This is a genomic window from Streptomyces sp. NPDC050988 (assembly GCF_044456225.1).
GTDB lineage: Bacteria > Actinomycetota > Actinomycetes > Streptomycetales > Streptomycetaceae > Streptomyces.
On record NZ_JBITFQ010000001.1, the window covers coordinates 450,151 to 464,433 of the forward strand.

15 protein-coding genes are annotated in these 14,283 nt (G+C 69.7%); 6 read left to right on the forward strand and 9 right to left on the reverse strand.

Annotated features, from left to right (window positions below; genetic code table 11):
- Positions 1 to 49: 49 nt before the first annotated feature.
- Positions 50 to 1,030: an NADPH:quinone reductase gene (locus ACIBEI_RS01975; protein WP_398884072.1), complete on the forward strand. Its 981-nt coding sequence runs from the start codon at positions 50 to 52 to the stop codon at positions 1,028 to 1,030.
- Between the two features lie 325 nt (positions 1,031 to 1,355).
- On the opposite strand, the gene ACIBEI_RS01980 is transcribed toward ACIBEI_RS01975, so the two are convergent.
- From ACIBEI_RS01980 to ACIBEI_RS02000, 5 genes are all read right to left on the reverse strand, one after another.
- Positions 1,356 to 3,323, reverse strand: a complete 1,968-nt coding sequence (locus tag ACIBEI_RS01980) for a leucine-rich repeat domain-containing protein (RefSeq protein WP_398884074.1) — start codon at positions 3,321 to 3,323, stop codon at positions 1,356 to 1,358.
- Positions 3,324 to 3,858: 535 nt separating this feature from the next.
- Complete coding sequence (locus ACIBEI_RS01985) at positions 3,859 to 4,050, reverse strand: hypothetical protein (protein ID WP_398884076.1); 192 nt, start codon at positions 4,048 to 4,050, stop codon at positions 3,859 to 3,861.
- Positions 4,051 to 4,432: 382 nt separating this feature from the next.
- Positions 4,433 to 5,290 carry an alpha/beta fold hydrolase gene (locus tag ACIBEI_RS01990; RefSeq protein WP_398884078.1) on the reverse strand — a complete coding sequence of 286 codons (858 nt, stop codon included), beginning with the start codon at positions 5,288 to 5,290 and terminating at the stop codon, positions 4,433 to 4,435.
- Between the two features lie 120 nt (positions 5,291 to 5,410).
- Positions 5,411 to 6,319 carry an NAD-dependent epimerase/dehydratase family protein gene (locus ACIBEI_RS01995; RefSeq protein WP_398884080.1) on the reverse strand — a complete coding sequence of 303 codons (909 nt, stop codon included), beginning with the start codon at positions 6,317 to 6,319 and terminating at the stop codon, positions 5,411 to 5,413.
- 19 nt (positions 6,320 to 6,338) lie between these two features.
- The gene (locus tag ACIBEI_RS02000; RefSeq protein ID WP_398884082.1) at positions 6,339 to 7,091 is read right to left on the reverse strand and encodes an SDR family NAD(P)-dependent oxidoreductase; all 753 of its coding nucleotides are present in this window, start codon (positions 7,089 to 7,091) and stop codon (positions 6,339 to 6,341) included.
- 135 nt (positions 7,092 to 7,226) lie between these two features.
- Here ACIBEI_RS02000 and ACIBEI_RS02005 point away from each other — a divergent pair, with 135 nt between their 5' ends.
- Positions 7,227 to 7,727 (forward strand): MarR family winged helix-turn-helix transcriptional regulator, encoded by a 501-nt coding sequence (locus ACIBEI_RS02005; RefSeq protein WP_398884084.1) that lies wholly within the window; start codon positions 7,227 to 7,229, stop codon positions 7,725 to 7,727.
- A gap of 287 nt (positions 7,728 to 8,014) precedes the next feature.
- On the opposite strand, the gene ACIBEI_RS02010 is transcribed toward ACIBEI_RS02005, so the two are convergent.
- Positions 8,015 to 8,401 carry a winged helix-turn-helix transcriptional regulator gene (locus ACIBEI_RS02010; protein ID WP_398884086.1) on the reverse strand — a complete coding sequence of 129 codons (387 nt, stop codon included), beginning with the start codon at positions 8,399 to 8,401 and terminating at the stop codon, positions 8,015 to 8,017.
- Positions 8,402 to 8,507: 106 nt separating this feature from the next.
- Between ACIBEI_RS02010 and ACIBEI_RS02015 the strand changes: the two genes are divergently transcribed.
- The gene (locus ACIBEI_RS02015) at positions 8,508 to 9,341 is read left to right on the forward strand and encodes an enoyl-CoA hydratase/isomerase family protein (protein WP_398884088.1); all 834 of its coding nucleotides are present in this window, start codon (positions 8,508 to 8,510) and stop codon (positions 9,339 to 9,341) included.
- Between the two features lie 432 nt (positions 9,342 to 9,773).
- Here the strand turns inward: ACIBEI_RS02015 and ACIBEI_RS02020 are convergent, their stop codons facing one another.
- The gene (locus ACIBEI_RS02020) at positions 9,774 to 10,739 is read right to left on the reverse strand and encodes a pirin family protein (RefSeq protein WP_269654485.1); all 966 of its coding nucleotides are present in this window, start codon (positions 10,737 to 10,739) and stop codon (positions 9,774 to 9,776) included.
- A gap of 118 nt (positions 10,740 to 10,857) precedes the next feature.
- Between ACIBEI_RS02020 and ACIBEI_RS02025 the strand changes: the two genes are divergently transcribed.
- The 3 genes from ACIBEI_RS02025 to ACIBEI_RS02035 all read left to right on the forward strand — a co-directional run bounded on the left by ACIBEI_RS02025 (position 10,858) and on the right by ACIBEI_RS02035 (position 12,256).
- The gene (locus ACIBEI_RS02025; RefSeq protein ID WP_398884090.1) at positions 10,858 to 11,334 is read left to right on the forward strand and encodes a MarR family winged helix-turn-helix transcriptional regulator; all 477 of its coding nucleotides are present in this window, start codon (positions 10,858 to 10,860) and stop codon (positions 11,332 to 11,334) included.
- Positions 11,335 to 11,336: 2 nt separating this feature from the next.
- Positions 11,337 to 11,801 (forward strand): MarR family winged helix-turn-helix transcriptional regulator, encoded by a 465-nt coding sequence (locus ACIBEI_RS02030; protein ID WP_398884093.1) that lies wholly within the window; start codon positions 11,337 to 11,339, stop codon positions 11,799 to 11,801.
- 107 nt (positions 11,802 to 11,908) lie between these two features.
- A complete protein-coding gene (locus ACIBEI_RS02035) occupies positions 11,909 to 12,256 on the forward strand; it encodes a tetratricopeptide repeat protein (protein WP_398884095.1) in 348 nt (115 codons plus the stop codon).
- Between the two features lie 22 nt (positions 12,257 to 12,278).
- Here the strand turns inward: ACIBEI_RS02035 and ACIBEI_RS02040 are convergent, their stop codons facing one another.
- Both ACIBEI_RS02040 and ACIBEI_RS02045 read right to left on the reverse strand, forming a co-directional pair.
- On the reverse strand, positions 12,279 to 13,550 hold the full coding sequence (locus ACIBEI_RS02040; RefSeq protein ID WP_398884097.1) for an MFS transporter: 1,272 nt from the start codon (positions 13,548 to 13,550) through the stop codon (positions 12,279 to 12,281).
- A complete protein-coding gene (locus ACIBEI_RS02045) occupies positions 13,547 to 14,104 on the reverse strand; it encodes a helix-turn-helix domain-containing protein (RefSeq protein WP_398884099.1) in 558 nt (185 codons plus the stop codon). The genes ACIBEI_RS02040 and ACIBEI_RS02045 overlap by 4 nt, the downstream gene beginning before the upstream one ends.
- Positions 14,105 to 14,283 lie beyond the last annotated feature (179 nt).

Here is a 14,283-nt window from a genome sequence, read left to right on the forward strand (position 1 = left end):
CCCCTAAAGCTCGAAGAACCCGCGAGCCGAGAGGCGACGGAGGACCCGCATGCTTGCGTCCTGGTACGACGAACAAGGCTCCGCGACCGATGTGCTCCGGGTCGGTGAGCTGCCAGACCCCGAGCCCGGGCCGGGCGAGGTCCGTGTCCGCGTCACCGTGTCGGGGGTGAACCCCGGGGACACCAAGAAGCGGCGCGGCTGGCTCGGTTCATCGATGCCGTACCCCCGGGTGATCCCTCACAGCGATGCCGCGGGCGTCGTCGACTCGGTGGGGGAAGGAGTCGACGCGCGCCGGGTCGGGCGGCGGGTGTGGGTGTACGGAGCGCAGTCCTACCGGGCGTTCGGCACCGCCGCCCAGTACACCGTCGTACCCGACGACCTGGCCGTATCCCTCCCCGACCACCTCACCGACGAACTCGGTGCCGGCCTCGGCATCCCCGGAGTCACCGCTCACCGCACCGTGTTCGCAGACGGCTCGGTCGACGGAAGACTCGTGCTCGTCCACGGCGTGCTCGGCGGGGTCGGCTCACTGGCCGCACAACTCGCGCGGTGGGGCGGGGCGACAGTGCTCGCCACCGTGCGGCACGGCAAGGATCTGGACCGGGTCGACCCCGCCGTCGTCTCGCACGCCGTCGCCCTCGACCAGGGCGACCCGGCGAAGGAGATCCGCGCGTACGCACCCGACGGCGTCCACCGCATCGTCGAGGTGGCCCTGTCCGACAACGCCGACCTGGACAGCGCGGTCGTCGCCATCGACGGAGTGATCGCCGCCTACGCCACCCGCACCGACCGCACCGAACTCCCCTTCTGGCCCCTGCTGTTCAACAACGTCACCCTGCGCCTGCTCGGCAGCGACGACTTCCCCGCCGAGGCGAAACGCCAGGCCGCCCGCGACCTCACCGCCGCAGCGGCGGTCGGCGCCCTCACCGTCGACGTCGGCCACCGCTACCCGCTGCAGGACATCGCCGAGGCCCACGAGCGGGTCGACGCGGGCGGCCGGGGACGGGTCCTGGTCACCGTCCCGCAGTGAATCCGCCCACGGTCGCCTGCCGATCTGGCTGTCCGAATACGCCCTCGTCGACTTCTCCCAGGGCACGCCGCGCTACCCCAGCGCAGCCTCAGCACCAGGACCAGGGCCGGGACCAGCCCGACCAGCCCGACCAGCCCGACCAGCCCGACCAGCCCGACCAGCCCGACCAGCCTCTACGACGGAACCACGCCGAACGCCGGCGGCAACGCCTACCGCGACGAGAACTGAACCAGTCATCGCCGAGCGGCCGGATCAGAGCGTTGACTCCGGGCCGGGACTCCTAGCCTGAACAGCACTCCTCGGCGGGCCGGTTGGCACGCGTCGGTCAGTTTGCTGCCGGGCAGTGCAATTTCAGTATGGAACCCCCCAGGTGTGGCTCCGAGCAGACCCTGCACCGCCGTTCCGACCACTCAGGCGGTGGTGCGATCCTGGGGCCTTCCGGTGCGTCGCTGGGGAGAGGATCCACCAGCGACAAGAAGCGGGCTCGGTCTCCCTCTCCACGACGACCGTAGGGCAGCGTGACCCGCTGCAGGGACGGCAGGTCGAGCAGCAGGCCGAACTGCTCTTCCTTGAGGGATCGACACTTTCCGAGGTGGAGGGTGATGAGGTCGGGCAGGGCGAGCAGGGCGCTGATGTCCTCCAGCTCTCGCAGAGTGAACCAGAGGTGGCGGAGGTTCTTGTGACCTGCCAGGAGTGACAGGTCCCTCCAGTCGAGTCCGTCGATGTTCAGCTCGGTGACCGGCCCGGCCGGGATGTTCTCCACGCGCGGGCACTCGACCAGTTCCAGTCGCCGCAGGTCGGGGCAGCCCTCCAGAGCGTGCAGTGATCCCAGGTTCGGCACGCGGGCGAAGAGCACATCATCCACCGGAGCACCGGCGAGGCCGCCCGGATCCACGAGCAGCTCACAGTGGGCGACGCTGAGTCTGCGCAGCGCGGGCAGATCGCCGAGGCCTTCGAGACCGGTCAGTGAGGGGCAGTTGTTCAGCCACACCCCTCGCAGAGCGGGCAGGACACCGAGTTCGCCGGGGCGGGTCACGTTGCGACATTGGTAGACGACCAGGTCGGCCAGGTGGTCCTGCTGTTCCAGCCCTTCCAGGGTGACCAGACCGTCGCAACGGATCACGTGCAGGGACGCGAGACCGGGGACAGCGGCGAACGGCGTGAGGTCGCGTAGCTGTCCGAGTCCTTCCAGACCGAGTTCGTAGAGTGCGGACAACCGTGTGAGCGCAGAGAAGTCCCGCAGGGCGGGGCAGTCGGCGAGCCAGAGCGACTCCAGGAAGCCGAGTGTCTCAAGGCCGCGCAGGGAGGTGAGCTGTTCGGTGCCTTCGACGATCAGTCTGGTCAGCCGGGTGACTCCGGACAGCGCGCTCACGTCGGCCAGTTGGGGGCAGCCTTTGATCTCAAGCCGGGTGAGCCGGTGGTGGGAGCCAAGTCCGCGGAGGGTTTCGAGACGGGGGCAGTCCTGGAGGACCAGCTCGGTCAGGCCGGGCATTGCCTCGATACCGGCCAGTTCGCGCAGGCTGCCACAGCTGCGCAGGTCCAGGTGTGTCACGGCGGGGACATTGCGCAGGCCGGTCAGGTCACGGATGCCGGTCCAGCCCAGGTTCAGGTGTGTGAGCCGGCTCAGCCCGGACAGGTGCGAGGCGTCCTTGAAGGAGCGGCAGCCGCGCAGGGTCAGTGTCTCCAGCGCTGGAAAGGCCGCGCCGAAACCGTCGGCGGATCGCACCCTGGTGATGCTGAGGTCCAGTTCCCGCAGTTTCGCCAGGGCCAGCAGGGGCGTGATGTCCTGCACCGCGCGACAGCGGTGCAGGTTGAGCCGGGTCAGCCGGGTGAGGCGGGCGATCGGGGTCAGGTCCTCGATGCCCGCGCAGCCGTTGAGGTCGAGGTCCGTGAGGCCGGTGAGCATACCGACTTCGGTCAGGTCGGTGATCTCCTTGCAACGCTCGATGTACAGGCCCTGCAGTGTGGTGAGGTGGCGCAGACCGGTCAGTGAGGTCATCTTGCGCAGGCGTATCGAGGTCCGGTGGTCGCGCACGAGAGCGGGGGCCAGCAGGCCGGCGCAGAAACCGTCCGGGTCGGACGCCTGCGGCCACATCCGTAACAGCAGCTCCGAGGGGTACCCGGCTGCCTCCGCGAACCGGGCGGCCACGGCAAGTGCCGTTCCGTCGTCCGGGATCGCGACGAGTTCCCCCATGGCCTGACTCACCTTGACCGACTTGCCCGTGGCCAGCATCTCGCGCAGTTCGTCCAGCCTGGCGGCGCCGGCACCGCTGTAGTCGTTGATCGAAGTCATAGCCCGGCACTGTAGAGACCGGCTCTGACAGCGAGACGCGACACGGGCCGATCCACGGGCACAGCGATCGACGTTGGTGCCCACCCACCAGGCACCAACCTCGTTGCACGGCCGCACTCCGGACTACTTCCAGATCGTGCTCGGTCCAGGGCCGCACCGGCCATGACCGGGTTCACGAAGTCCACTTCGGGCCACTGGGCAAGGACCTGTCCGGCGCCCAGGCCCGCGACCTGAAACTGCGGGACGCCGCGTATGGGTACGGGCTACGCTCCAGCGGCCCCCCGAAGGCCGGCGCAAGCAGACTGCACGTGTTCCAGTCGGGCGGCGACGGTAGGGTCCTCCGCTACGATCTGCCCGCGCACCGCCGCGAGTTGGTCTCGCCCCAGCAGGAGGCCGACTTCTGCGGGCTCGCGGGATGGGACACGTACAGGCCCGGGTGAAACGAACGACTACGGCTCCTGCCCCACCGCCTGACCGAGACGACGTCCCGCGTATCCGGGTGTTCTGCCCGATGCCTGCTGGGAGTTGCCCAGCTTTACATGCCGCTGAGCGCCATCATCAGGGCACCAACCGACAGCAGAGTGCCGACGATGTAGCCTGCGCCACCGGCCACCATCGCCTGCCTGCCCGTCCACCGTCGGCGCGCCACCAGATAGACCACGAGCCCGACCGTGAAACCCATCAGCGCATGGAAAAGCGTCAACAGCCAACCGGCGCCCACGGCCACGGCAACACACCCGCCCGCCATCACCCGCGACAACGGCCGCGAATCGGGATCGGTCCACCTTTCGGTTCGACCGAGAGCGGTTCCGGGTACGAGGGCTACTGTCCCGGCATTGTGATCACGCCACGGAAGCCGGACTGGTTCCGGTGATGTCTCCGGACACATGCCCGTACAGGTGTGAGGGTCGATGTGCACGAAACGGCACGAGCCCGGAGCCACCTCGTCCGGAACGACCGAGGTGGGCGTCTGTCCGCCGCGGGCTTGCCATCTTCCGCGTCCTCGACAGCATCTCGGCGAGGGTCACGAGATCGCAGTTGAGGACGTCGCTCGGTCCTCACTGCTGCACAGGCGGCCCGGGGCAGTGCCCGCCCGGCGGGAGGTTCGATCAGGTGAGGAACTCGGTCACTGTCTTGGTGAACCAGTCGGCGTCTTCCTCTGCGACGAAGTGCCCGGTCGGCGCGACTGCGCTTCGCACGTCGTCGGCATGGGGGGCCAGGGCCTGGGCGGTGGAGGTGCCGGGGTGGGCGGTGCCGATGGCCAGGACGGGCATGGGCAGCTTCCGCTCGGCGAGTAGCGCGCGGTTCTCGCGTCCGTCTTCGAGGAGGGTGCGGTAGTGCTCGAAGCCTCCGCGTAGCCGTTCCCGGCCGGTGTACTCGTGTGCGTACGCGGCGAGGTCGTCGTCGCTGAAGGTGCCGGGGTTGGACATGGCGGTGAACGTGGCGGTGAAGAACTCCAGTTCGTGGCCGTCGAAGAGCATCTCGGGCAGGTGCGGGGTCATGAAGAACCCGAAGTGCCACATGCCGCCCTCGGCGACGTTCATGGCTTCCTCCAGGCCGAGGCCGGGCAGCAGGGAGTCGACCAGGACCAGGTGGGAGATGTCGTCGGGGTGGGCGGCGGCCCAGGCGAAAGCGACCATCGCGCCGATGTCGTGGCCGGCCACTGCGACCGGGCCTGTCAGGCCCAGGGCGGTGAGGATGCCGCGTATGTCGTCGGCCTGGCTGGTCTTGGCGTAGCCGCCTTCGGGGCGGTCGCTCGCGCCGGTGCCGCGCAGGTCGGGGACGACGACGGTGTGGTTCTCGGCGAGGGCCGACATGACGCGGGCCCAGGCGCGGGAGGTCTGCGGCCAGCCGTGCAGCAGGACCAACGCCGGTCCGCTGCCGCCGACGGCGACCGAGAGATGAGTGTCGTTGGTGGCGATCCGCTGGACGCGGAAGCCGTCGGGAAGCCAGTCGGCTGTGCTCACGGGGAGGCCCTTCAAGGGGGAAAGTGATCAAGAGGTGTACTGGGGAAGCCGTGTCGAGGCGGCTTCGGGGGCAGCGGACTTCGCCGGCGCCGGTGTTCCGCGGCGGTGGCGAAGTCCTGGTCAGGCGCTGGGTGTGGCGAGGCGGCGCAGGCGGTCTTCGCCGATCATGCTCAGCATGTCGGTGTGCTGGGGCTGCCAGCCGAGCTCCTGCTGGGCGCTGACGGCGCGGATACGGCTGGAGGCGGCCATGACGAGGGCACCGAACTCCCCCCACACGCCGGCAGCTTCCTCGGGGGTGACGCTGCGCGCCTCCACGTCGAGGTCGGCGGCCACGCGTTCGGCGATCCAGCGGTTGGGGGTCTCTCCGGCCACCGCGTGGTAGAGCCCTCCCGGCCGGCCCTTCTCCAGAGCGAGGGTGAACAGGCGGGTCACGTCGTCGATGTGGACGTGGCTGTAGGTGTTCAGCCCCTCGCCGACGTAGCAGGCCCCACCGGTCGCTGCGACGGACTGGTAGATCATCGACAGGTGGCCGTGGTCGCCGAGTCCCCAGATCAGACCGGGGCGGATGACCATCGCACGCAGTCCCTCGGAAGCCGCGGCCAGGACCACGTTCTCGGCGGCCCTGCGGAAGTCGGCCGGCGGCTCGGGGGTGAACGGCTCGTGCTCGGCGTACACGTCCGGGCTCCAGGCACCCGCGGTGCGCTGCAGCAGCACCCCGCTGCCGGACAGGAAGACCAGCGTCTTGCCCGTCCCGGCCAGCGCCCGGGTCAACTCCTGAACGGTTGCGGTCTCCTGCTCCTCTCCGGCCTGGGCGGCGTAGATGACCGTGTCCGTCTGCAAGGCCGCCTCGACGACTGCCGGGCGACGTTCCTCCAGGTCTCCGGCGACAGGGGTGATGCCCTGGGCATGGAGGCCGGCGGCGGCGGTTTCGGTGCGGGCCAGGCCGGTGACGGTGTGGCCCTCGGCGGCCAGGTGGCGGGCGAGTGCTCCGCCGACGAAGCCGGTGGCACCGATGACGAGGATGTCCATGGCGCGGTATCTCCGATGGTCAGGCGGGAAGACTGCTTCGCTCGCCGCCGTCGGCGAACAGCACGGCACCGTTGACGTACGAGCTGGTGGGGCCGGCCAGGAACGAGACGATCTCGGCGATCTCCGCCGGGTCACCGGCACGGCCGCGCGCGCTGGTCGAGTCCAGGGCCGCGATGTGCTCGCCGAGCATCGCCCGGGTGCCCTCGGTGCGGACCGGGCCCGGGGAGACGGTGTTGACCCGCACGCCGGATGCGCCGAACTCGGTGGCCCAGTAACGGGTGAGGATCTCCGCACCCGCCTTGGACGCGCCGTAGGCGGCGCCGATCGGGGCGGGCTGGCGGGCCGCGCTGGAACCGACGATCACGATCGAACCCTGCCCGCGCTCGGCCATGCCCGGCGCCAGCGCGCCGACCAGGAGGAACGGGGCGCGGGTATTGACGGCGATGTGCCGGTCGAAGCTCGCCGCCTCTGTCGCGGCCGTCGGGGTGAACTCGTACAGGCCCGCGTTGCTCACCAGGATGTCCACGGCACCTGCCTCGGAGGCCAGGCGCAGCGTTTCGTCGGCGTCGGTGAGGTCGGCGGCGACGAAACGGGCGGTACCGCCCTCGGCCTCGATCTCCTTCACCAGTGCCTCGCCCCGTGCCTGGTCCCGGCCGTGCAGCACGACCTCGGCACCCTGGCGGGCCAGGTTCCGCGCGACGGCCTTGCCGATCCCCGAGGTCGCCCCGGTCACGAGCGCGGTACGGCCCTGCAAAACGGTGCTGGTGCTCATCATCAATCCCTGCGGTCGTAGTCATGGCGCCGCGTGGATCACACACACGGCGCCGTTCACCCAATCCACTATGCACGACAGATGTTCTGCCCACAAGAACATCTGTCGGCCAGGGCATACTGGTAGGCTCAGCGCGTGGATGCATTCACGTCCGAGAAGAAGCCGAGCGGCGAGACCGCGGACCTGGCGCTGGACACAGATCTGGGCTGGGCGATCCGCATGGTCTCCTCGGCGTTCCGCCGCGTGGCCACGGAATCCGTCGCCGACCTGCCCGGAGGCGCGCGCGCCTACCTCGTCCTGGTCGCCCTCGTCAGCGGTGAGCCGCCCTCTCAGCTCGCCCTCGCCAAAGCGGTCAGCCTGGACCGCACCGTGATGACCTACCTCCTCGACGACCTCGAGGCCCACGAACTCGTCACCCGCAGACCCGATCCCCGTGACCGCCGCGCCCGCCTGGTCCTGATCACCGACACCGGACGCGCCCGCCTCGACCAGGTGCGGGAAAGTCTCGCCGCCGCCGAGGCCCGCCTGCTCACCGACCTCGACGACCACGACGCCCACCAACTGCGCACTCTGCTGTCCCGCGTCGCCCAGGCCGCACAACGCGACTCCGTCGCTGCCGACGAAGCAGACTGCTGACGCAGCAGGCGGCCCGCGTGTCCAACGAACCCACGTAGTCCGGGGGTTCGCGGCTGCTCGAATTCGAGCAGATCCGATGGTGATTGCCGACGGGTTCGACGACAGACAGGGCCTCGGCCCTCCGCCCGGAAGGGTCCCTCGGCGGCGAACCTGGCCTACAGGCCGTTCTCGACCGACCAGCAGCCGACCGCCCGACAGCACCCCGTCCTGGAGGGGCCTGCAACGAGGACCGGGTCATCCTCGAGAAGGAACCTGGCACCGGTGGCGCCGCGTTTCCACGTGCGGTGTCAGCCCCTGCTGTCGTACGCCCGCTGGCAGTTCTGGATCTCGTTGCTGTGCTCGACGGTCCAGCCGTAGAGATGCCCGAACGGCTCGCGCAGGGACTCGCCCAGCGGTGTGAGGGAGTATTCGACGCCGACTGGTGAGGTCGGCAGTACTTTGCGCTGGATCATGCCGTTCCGCTCAAGGCGACGCAGTGTCTGGGTGAGCACGCGCTGTGTCACGCCCTCCAGGCCACGCTTCAGCTCATTGAACCGGGTAGGCCGCTCCAGCAGCGCCATGACCATCATCGACCACTTGTCCGCGATCTGGTCGAGGATCGGCCGGCTGGGGCAGTCGGCCCAGAAAACGGTACGTGTTTCGGCGTCAACTCCGTGCAGGTCGGTGTCCTTCATGTGCCTTGGTTCTCCCAAAGTGCGTTCTTGACGATCCGAGCGGCGCCGCCGACGGTAGGTATTCATCGCAAACCTACATACCTTTTGGATACCCAGGGAGACTTTGATGACGAACGATGCCTACTCCACGCTGCACATGAGCAGCGAACACGGCGTCACACGAATCGTCCTCGACAATCCCCCGGTGAACGTGATCAGCGCGACGATGATGCGCGAACTCCGGACCGTGCTGACCACTCTCGCGGAGGATCCATCGGTCCGGGTGATCGTCTTCTCCAGCGCCGACCCGGAGTTCTTCCTCGCTCACGTGGACATGCGGATCGGGGAGAGGATGGACGTCCTCCAGGAACTCGCCGCGTCGGCATCGGCGGACGTCAACGTGTTCCAGGCCGTCGGCGAACTCATCCGCCACCAGCCCCAGATAACCATCGTCAAGCTCGCAGGAAAGGCGCGCGGGGGCGGGGCGGAATTCGTAGCCGCGGCGGACATGGCATTCGCCGCCGTCGAGACCGCCGGACTCGGTCAGATCGAAGCGCTCATGGGCATCGTCCCCGGCGGAGGCGGAACGCAGTACCTCCGGGACCGCGTGGGTCGAAACCGCGCACTGGAGGTGGTCCTCACCGCCGACCTGTTCGACGCCGAGACGGCGGCGTCCTACGGCTGGATCAACCGGGCCCTGCCCGCCGCCGAACTCGACGCGTACGTCGACCGTGTCGCTCGCAATATCGCCGCGCTGCCCGACGGTGTCATCGAAGCGGCCAAGCGCTCGCTGCCCGCCGAAGACTTCAAGGAGGGGCTCCTGCGTGAGAACGACGCCTGGGCTGCCACGTTCAGTCTGCCGGCCGCTCAGCGGCTGATCAGCGGGGGCCTGCAGAACGGGGCACAGACACCGGCCGGCGAACGCGACCTGGAGGCACTGATGCGCGGCGTCGCGCACTGATTGCCGGAAGTCCGCCTGCACACCGATGGCCCCCGGCCCAACCACGCCGGGGCATCCGGCAGTTCAGATGTCGTCATCCTGACACGAGGACGACGGCGTGAGCACATCGGACCAGGCCGCCACGGTCGTCGACCAGGAACGCCCACAGCTGCGCGTCTTGGCGCTGCCCACGCCCCCGCAGCGTCAGCGGCGACGCGGACACGCGGACACGCGGACACGCTGGAGCGATCCCTCGCCCGTAGTGCGAAGCAACCCCCTCCGGGCCGCCGATGGACGGCGCCCCATCCACCCGCTGCGCCACCCACCAAGATCCGAACCATACGCGGGCCGGAACCTGTCAACTCCCGACAGGGGACGAGCTCCCGACAGGGGACGAGCAGGCAGGTCGCCGTAGCCAGGCGACCCGCTTGCCGGCCCTCGAATTCCCACTGGTCAGCGCACCCTTCCACGCGGCTTCAGCGGCACCGGCGGAAGTTCGGGAGCGGGCAGCGCCGCCCCGCCGTACCCCACCACCTCGCCGAAGCGTGAGCCCGTCATCCAGTCCGCGCGGGCCTGGGTGATCTCCTCCTGGGAGCGGCCGATGAAGTTCCACCACATGATCAGCTCCTCCTCGAACGGCTCACCCCCGAGGAGCATGAGGCCCGCGTCCGACTCGGCGCGCAGGGGGAGTTCGGAGCGGCCGCAGCCGAGATAGAGCATGGATCCGGGCAGCAGCGGTACGCCGTCGACGTGGGCCTCGCCGGACATGGAGAGCACGGCGTACTCGAAGTCCGGCTCCAACGGGAGGCGTACGTCGGCGCCTTGGGCGAGGGCCAGGTCGGCGCCGACGATCGGGGTGTACGTCGTGCCGGGCGAGGCGGCCCCGTCGACGCTGCCGAGGATGAGCGTGGCCTCGATGCCGGGTGCGGTGACGACGGGCAGTTCGGCGTGGTGCTCGAACAGCGGGTCGGTGTGGCGGTCACTGTCGGGGAGCGCGACCCACAGCTGCGCGCCGTGGAGGAAGCGGGCGTGCGACTTGGGGCTCTCCTCCGAGTGGCTGATGGCGCGGCCGGACGTCATCAGGCCCAGCTCGCGCGGCCGGATCGTCTGGAGACTGCCGGTGGAGTCGCGGTGCAGGACCTCGCCCTCGTGGAGCCAGCTGACGGTCTGCAGGCCCATGTGCGGATGTGGCGGAACCTGCATGCCGGGCTCTTCGGCGATGTCGTCGGGGCCGTAGTGATCGACGAAGCACCAGGCGCCCACCATGCGGCGGCCCAGGTTGGGCAGCAGACGGCGGACTTCGCTGGACTCGCCGAGCTTGACCCGGCGGGGACTGAGGAGTTCACGCACCGGCTCCGCCACCACGAAACCCCGGCCGCCGCACAGAGCGGGAACTGCCTCGCGATCAAGATTGCTCATGGCCCACAACCTAGTCCCGCGAAGGACTCTCCGTCAGCCATCCGCCCGCCGGTCGGCGGTGACGCCCTCGCAGCGAACATAGTAGCCATGTACATAATGTCTATGTACTGTATCTCTCGTGAGTACGAATCCCGAGGGCGCGACGCCCGGCTTCCTGGTGTGGCGCCTGTCGATGAAATGGCGGGTCGCCGTGGACCGGGCGGTGGCGCCGCTCGGCCTGACCCACGCGCAGTATTCACTGGTGGCGTCGCTGTACGGCATGCACAGGACCGGACTCCGCCCCAGCCAGCGGCAACTCGCCGACCACACAGGGCTCGAACCGCTGTACGTGTCGAAGCTCGCCCGCGCCCTGGAGGCAGCCGGGCTCGTCGAGCGCACGCGGGACCCCGCCGATCCCCGCGCGGTGCGGCTGACGCTCACCGATCAGGGTCGCGAGGTCACCCGTCGCGCGATCGGGATCGTGCACGGACTGCTGGAACACCTGCTGACACCACTCGGGGGCCTCGACGGCCCACGCACGAAGGCATTCAGCCGCGAGCTGGCGACCCTCCTGGACGTACCGCTTGATCCGCCGACGGAGAACGAGACGGAGTAGTCATGACCACCGCCACACCCACCACACCCACCACACCCACCGTCAACGGCCGTGTCATCGCCCTCGCCCACTACGCGGGACGTGCCGTCCTGGAGCGCGTTCTGACGCGTACGGGCAACACGTTCAACCAGTCGGTGACCCTCAGGGTCGTCGCGATCGCGGACGGCCCCATCGAGCGCGACCGGGTGGCGTCCGACGTGGCCGGTTCGCTGAAGACCGACGAGTCGGCGGTGCAGACCACCATCGACGAACTGGTGGCGGCGAAGCTGGTCGAGGAGGCACCGTCCGACGGTTCCGGGCTGCGGCTCACAGCTGTCGGCCGGGACCTGTACGAGCGGGTCACCGCCGAGACCGCCCAGATCTCCGCCCGGATCTACGCGGACATTCCCGCCGAGGACCTGGCGACGGCAGGCCGCGTACTCACACTCGTCACCGAGCGGGCGAACGCCGAACTGGCCCGGATGTAGCAGCCACCGGCAGCCACTCCACGGCACTCGTGGAGGCCGTGGAGGTCGTGGAGGTCGTGGAATATTCAACGAAACGGCGTCGTTCTGGCCCTCGAAGGAGGTCGGAAGTGGACACGACGTACTACGACCACGGAACGGCCGCGGAGCGCTGGGAGCGCGCCCGGATGTTCTTCGACGCCAAGGAGTACGCCGCCTCGGCGCGCATCCTCGACGGCCTGGTCGAGGAGGTGCCGGAGCAGGTGGGCCCGCGACTGCTGTTGGCCCGCGCGTACTACCACTCGGCCCAACTTGGCCGCGCGGAAACCCAGTTGAGGCTGCTCGTCGAGCGCGACCCCGTGGAGCACTATGCCCGACTGATGCTGGGCCGCACCCTCCAACGCCAGGGCCGCCCCGACGAGGCCGAGCCGCACCTCCGCCTCGCCTCGGCCCTGGCGGGCGAGTTCGAGTCCTTGTGAGTGCCGGGAGCAACGGGAGCGCCTAGAGGCGCGCGCCGCGAAGTGACGAGGTGAGCGCGGTCGCGGCCGCCAGGACGCAGATCGCGCCGCACCCGGCGAAGAAGGTCGCCGTACCCCAGAGTGCGGCGGCCAGGCCGGTGAGCGGGAAGAGCAGAGGGCTGAGCCCCAAGGTGCCGAGGGTCGTCACTGACGTGACGCGCCCGAGGTACCGGGGCTCGGCCTCTTTCTGCAGCAGGGCGTTGCCCAGAACCATCGCGACACCGCTGACCGCACCGAGAAACCCGCTGAGCACGACAGCCGATCCTGGTGTCGTGGCCCTGCCCAGCACCGTGACCAGACCGGCGGTCACGGCGAGCGAGACCGCCAGGACGACTCCGGCCCGTGGCACTCGGCGGGCTGCGGCCGTCGCCAGGGCACTGACGGCACCGCCGACGCTGAAAGCGGCGAGAATCCAGCCGAGTGCGGCGGCGTCCCACTTCCGTTCATCGGCGAGCAGGACGAGGCCGGCCGCGAGCGGGCCGCTGAAGCACATCTCACCGAGGGCGATGACCCAGACGAGGCGGCGCAGCCGCCGGTGACCGCGCAGATAGCGGAGGCCGTCGCGCAGGTCGGCCGACAGAGCCCGGGGCGGATCGGATTCGACGGGACCGCTCCGATGCGGCGCGGGCTCGAGGCCCCTCTCCCCCACCGCCGTGGCGACCACCGTCGCGACGACCGGTTTCGTGCGCACCGCCGACAACAGCCCCAACGACACCCCGAAAAGCGCCCCCACCACAGCGAATGCGCCGGCCGCCCCCACCACGGCCAGGGCGAAGGACCCGACCAACGGCCCCACCGCGTTGCTGAACCGCACCGCCAGGACCCGCATGCCCTGCACGCGGGCCAACTGCCCCTGGTCCGTGAGCCTCGGCGGCAGGGCGCCCACCGCCGGCATGAACACCGCGTCGACCACGCCGAAGAGCACGGACAGGGCGTACAGCAGCCACAGTTGGGGGCCGCCGACCCAGGTCGCGACGGCGGCGCCGAGCAGCACCCCGCACCGTACGAGGTCGCTGCCGATCAGGACGCGGCGCGGGCCGAAGCGGTCGGCGAGCACACCGCCGCCCAGCATGAGGACTGCGCGGGGTATCGCCCCGACGGCGAGGACGACGCCCACCTGTGCGGGACCCGCGACCCGGGCAGTGGCCCAGGACAGCGCCATGAAGTAGGCGACGTCGCCGGTGACCGACGTGGTGTAGGCGCCCAGCCAGCGCAGGACGTTGGCATCGCGGAAGGCGGGTCTCGTCGCGGTCACGTCTCGTCGGTGAGCAACGGGAACATCTGCAGCTGAACGGTCACCCGCTCGGCCCCCTCGGTCGGCTCCCCCGTCCGGTACCGCTCGATGACTCCCGCCAACTCCCGCTTCATCGCGTCGAGTTCACCGGGCGTCAGGTGCAGGTTCTGGCTCATGAACGCGCTGACCCCGAACCACTCGTCGGGCAGGAACGGTACGACCTCGCCGGCCACCCTGCGCAGCGTCTCGCCGTCGGCCAGGGCCACAGCCTGTACGTACGCACGGCTTTCGGTGGCGTCCGGTGACGTGGACGGGTCGTGCGTCGAGATCCGGTGCCGCGCACGCCACCACCGGTCCCGCCTCGTCCCCCGCTCCGTGTCCTCCTCGATGAGTCCGCCCGCCGCCAGACGCCGCAGGTGGTAGCTGGCCGCGCCGGAGTCCAGTTCGAAGTGCGTGGCCAACTGCCGCACGGTCGCCGGGCCTTGCCGGCGCAGGCGGTTCAGCAGTGCGAGCCGCATGGGGTGCGCCAGTACACGCAGTGCGGCCGTGTCGAGGGTGATGTCGTCGTCCGCCATGGGCCGCAGCGTAGAACGCGAAGAACTCTTCCGGAAGAGTTCTTCGCGAACATCTCTTTACGAACACGGAGTTGAGGCCACCGCCTTGCGGCCTCGACCACATCGTTGAGGCCACATCGTTGAGGCCACCTCGTTGCGGCCACCTCGTTGCGGCCGGCTGGGTCCCCGCCCGAAGGGAC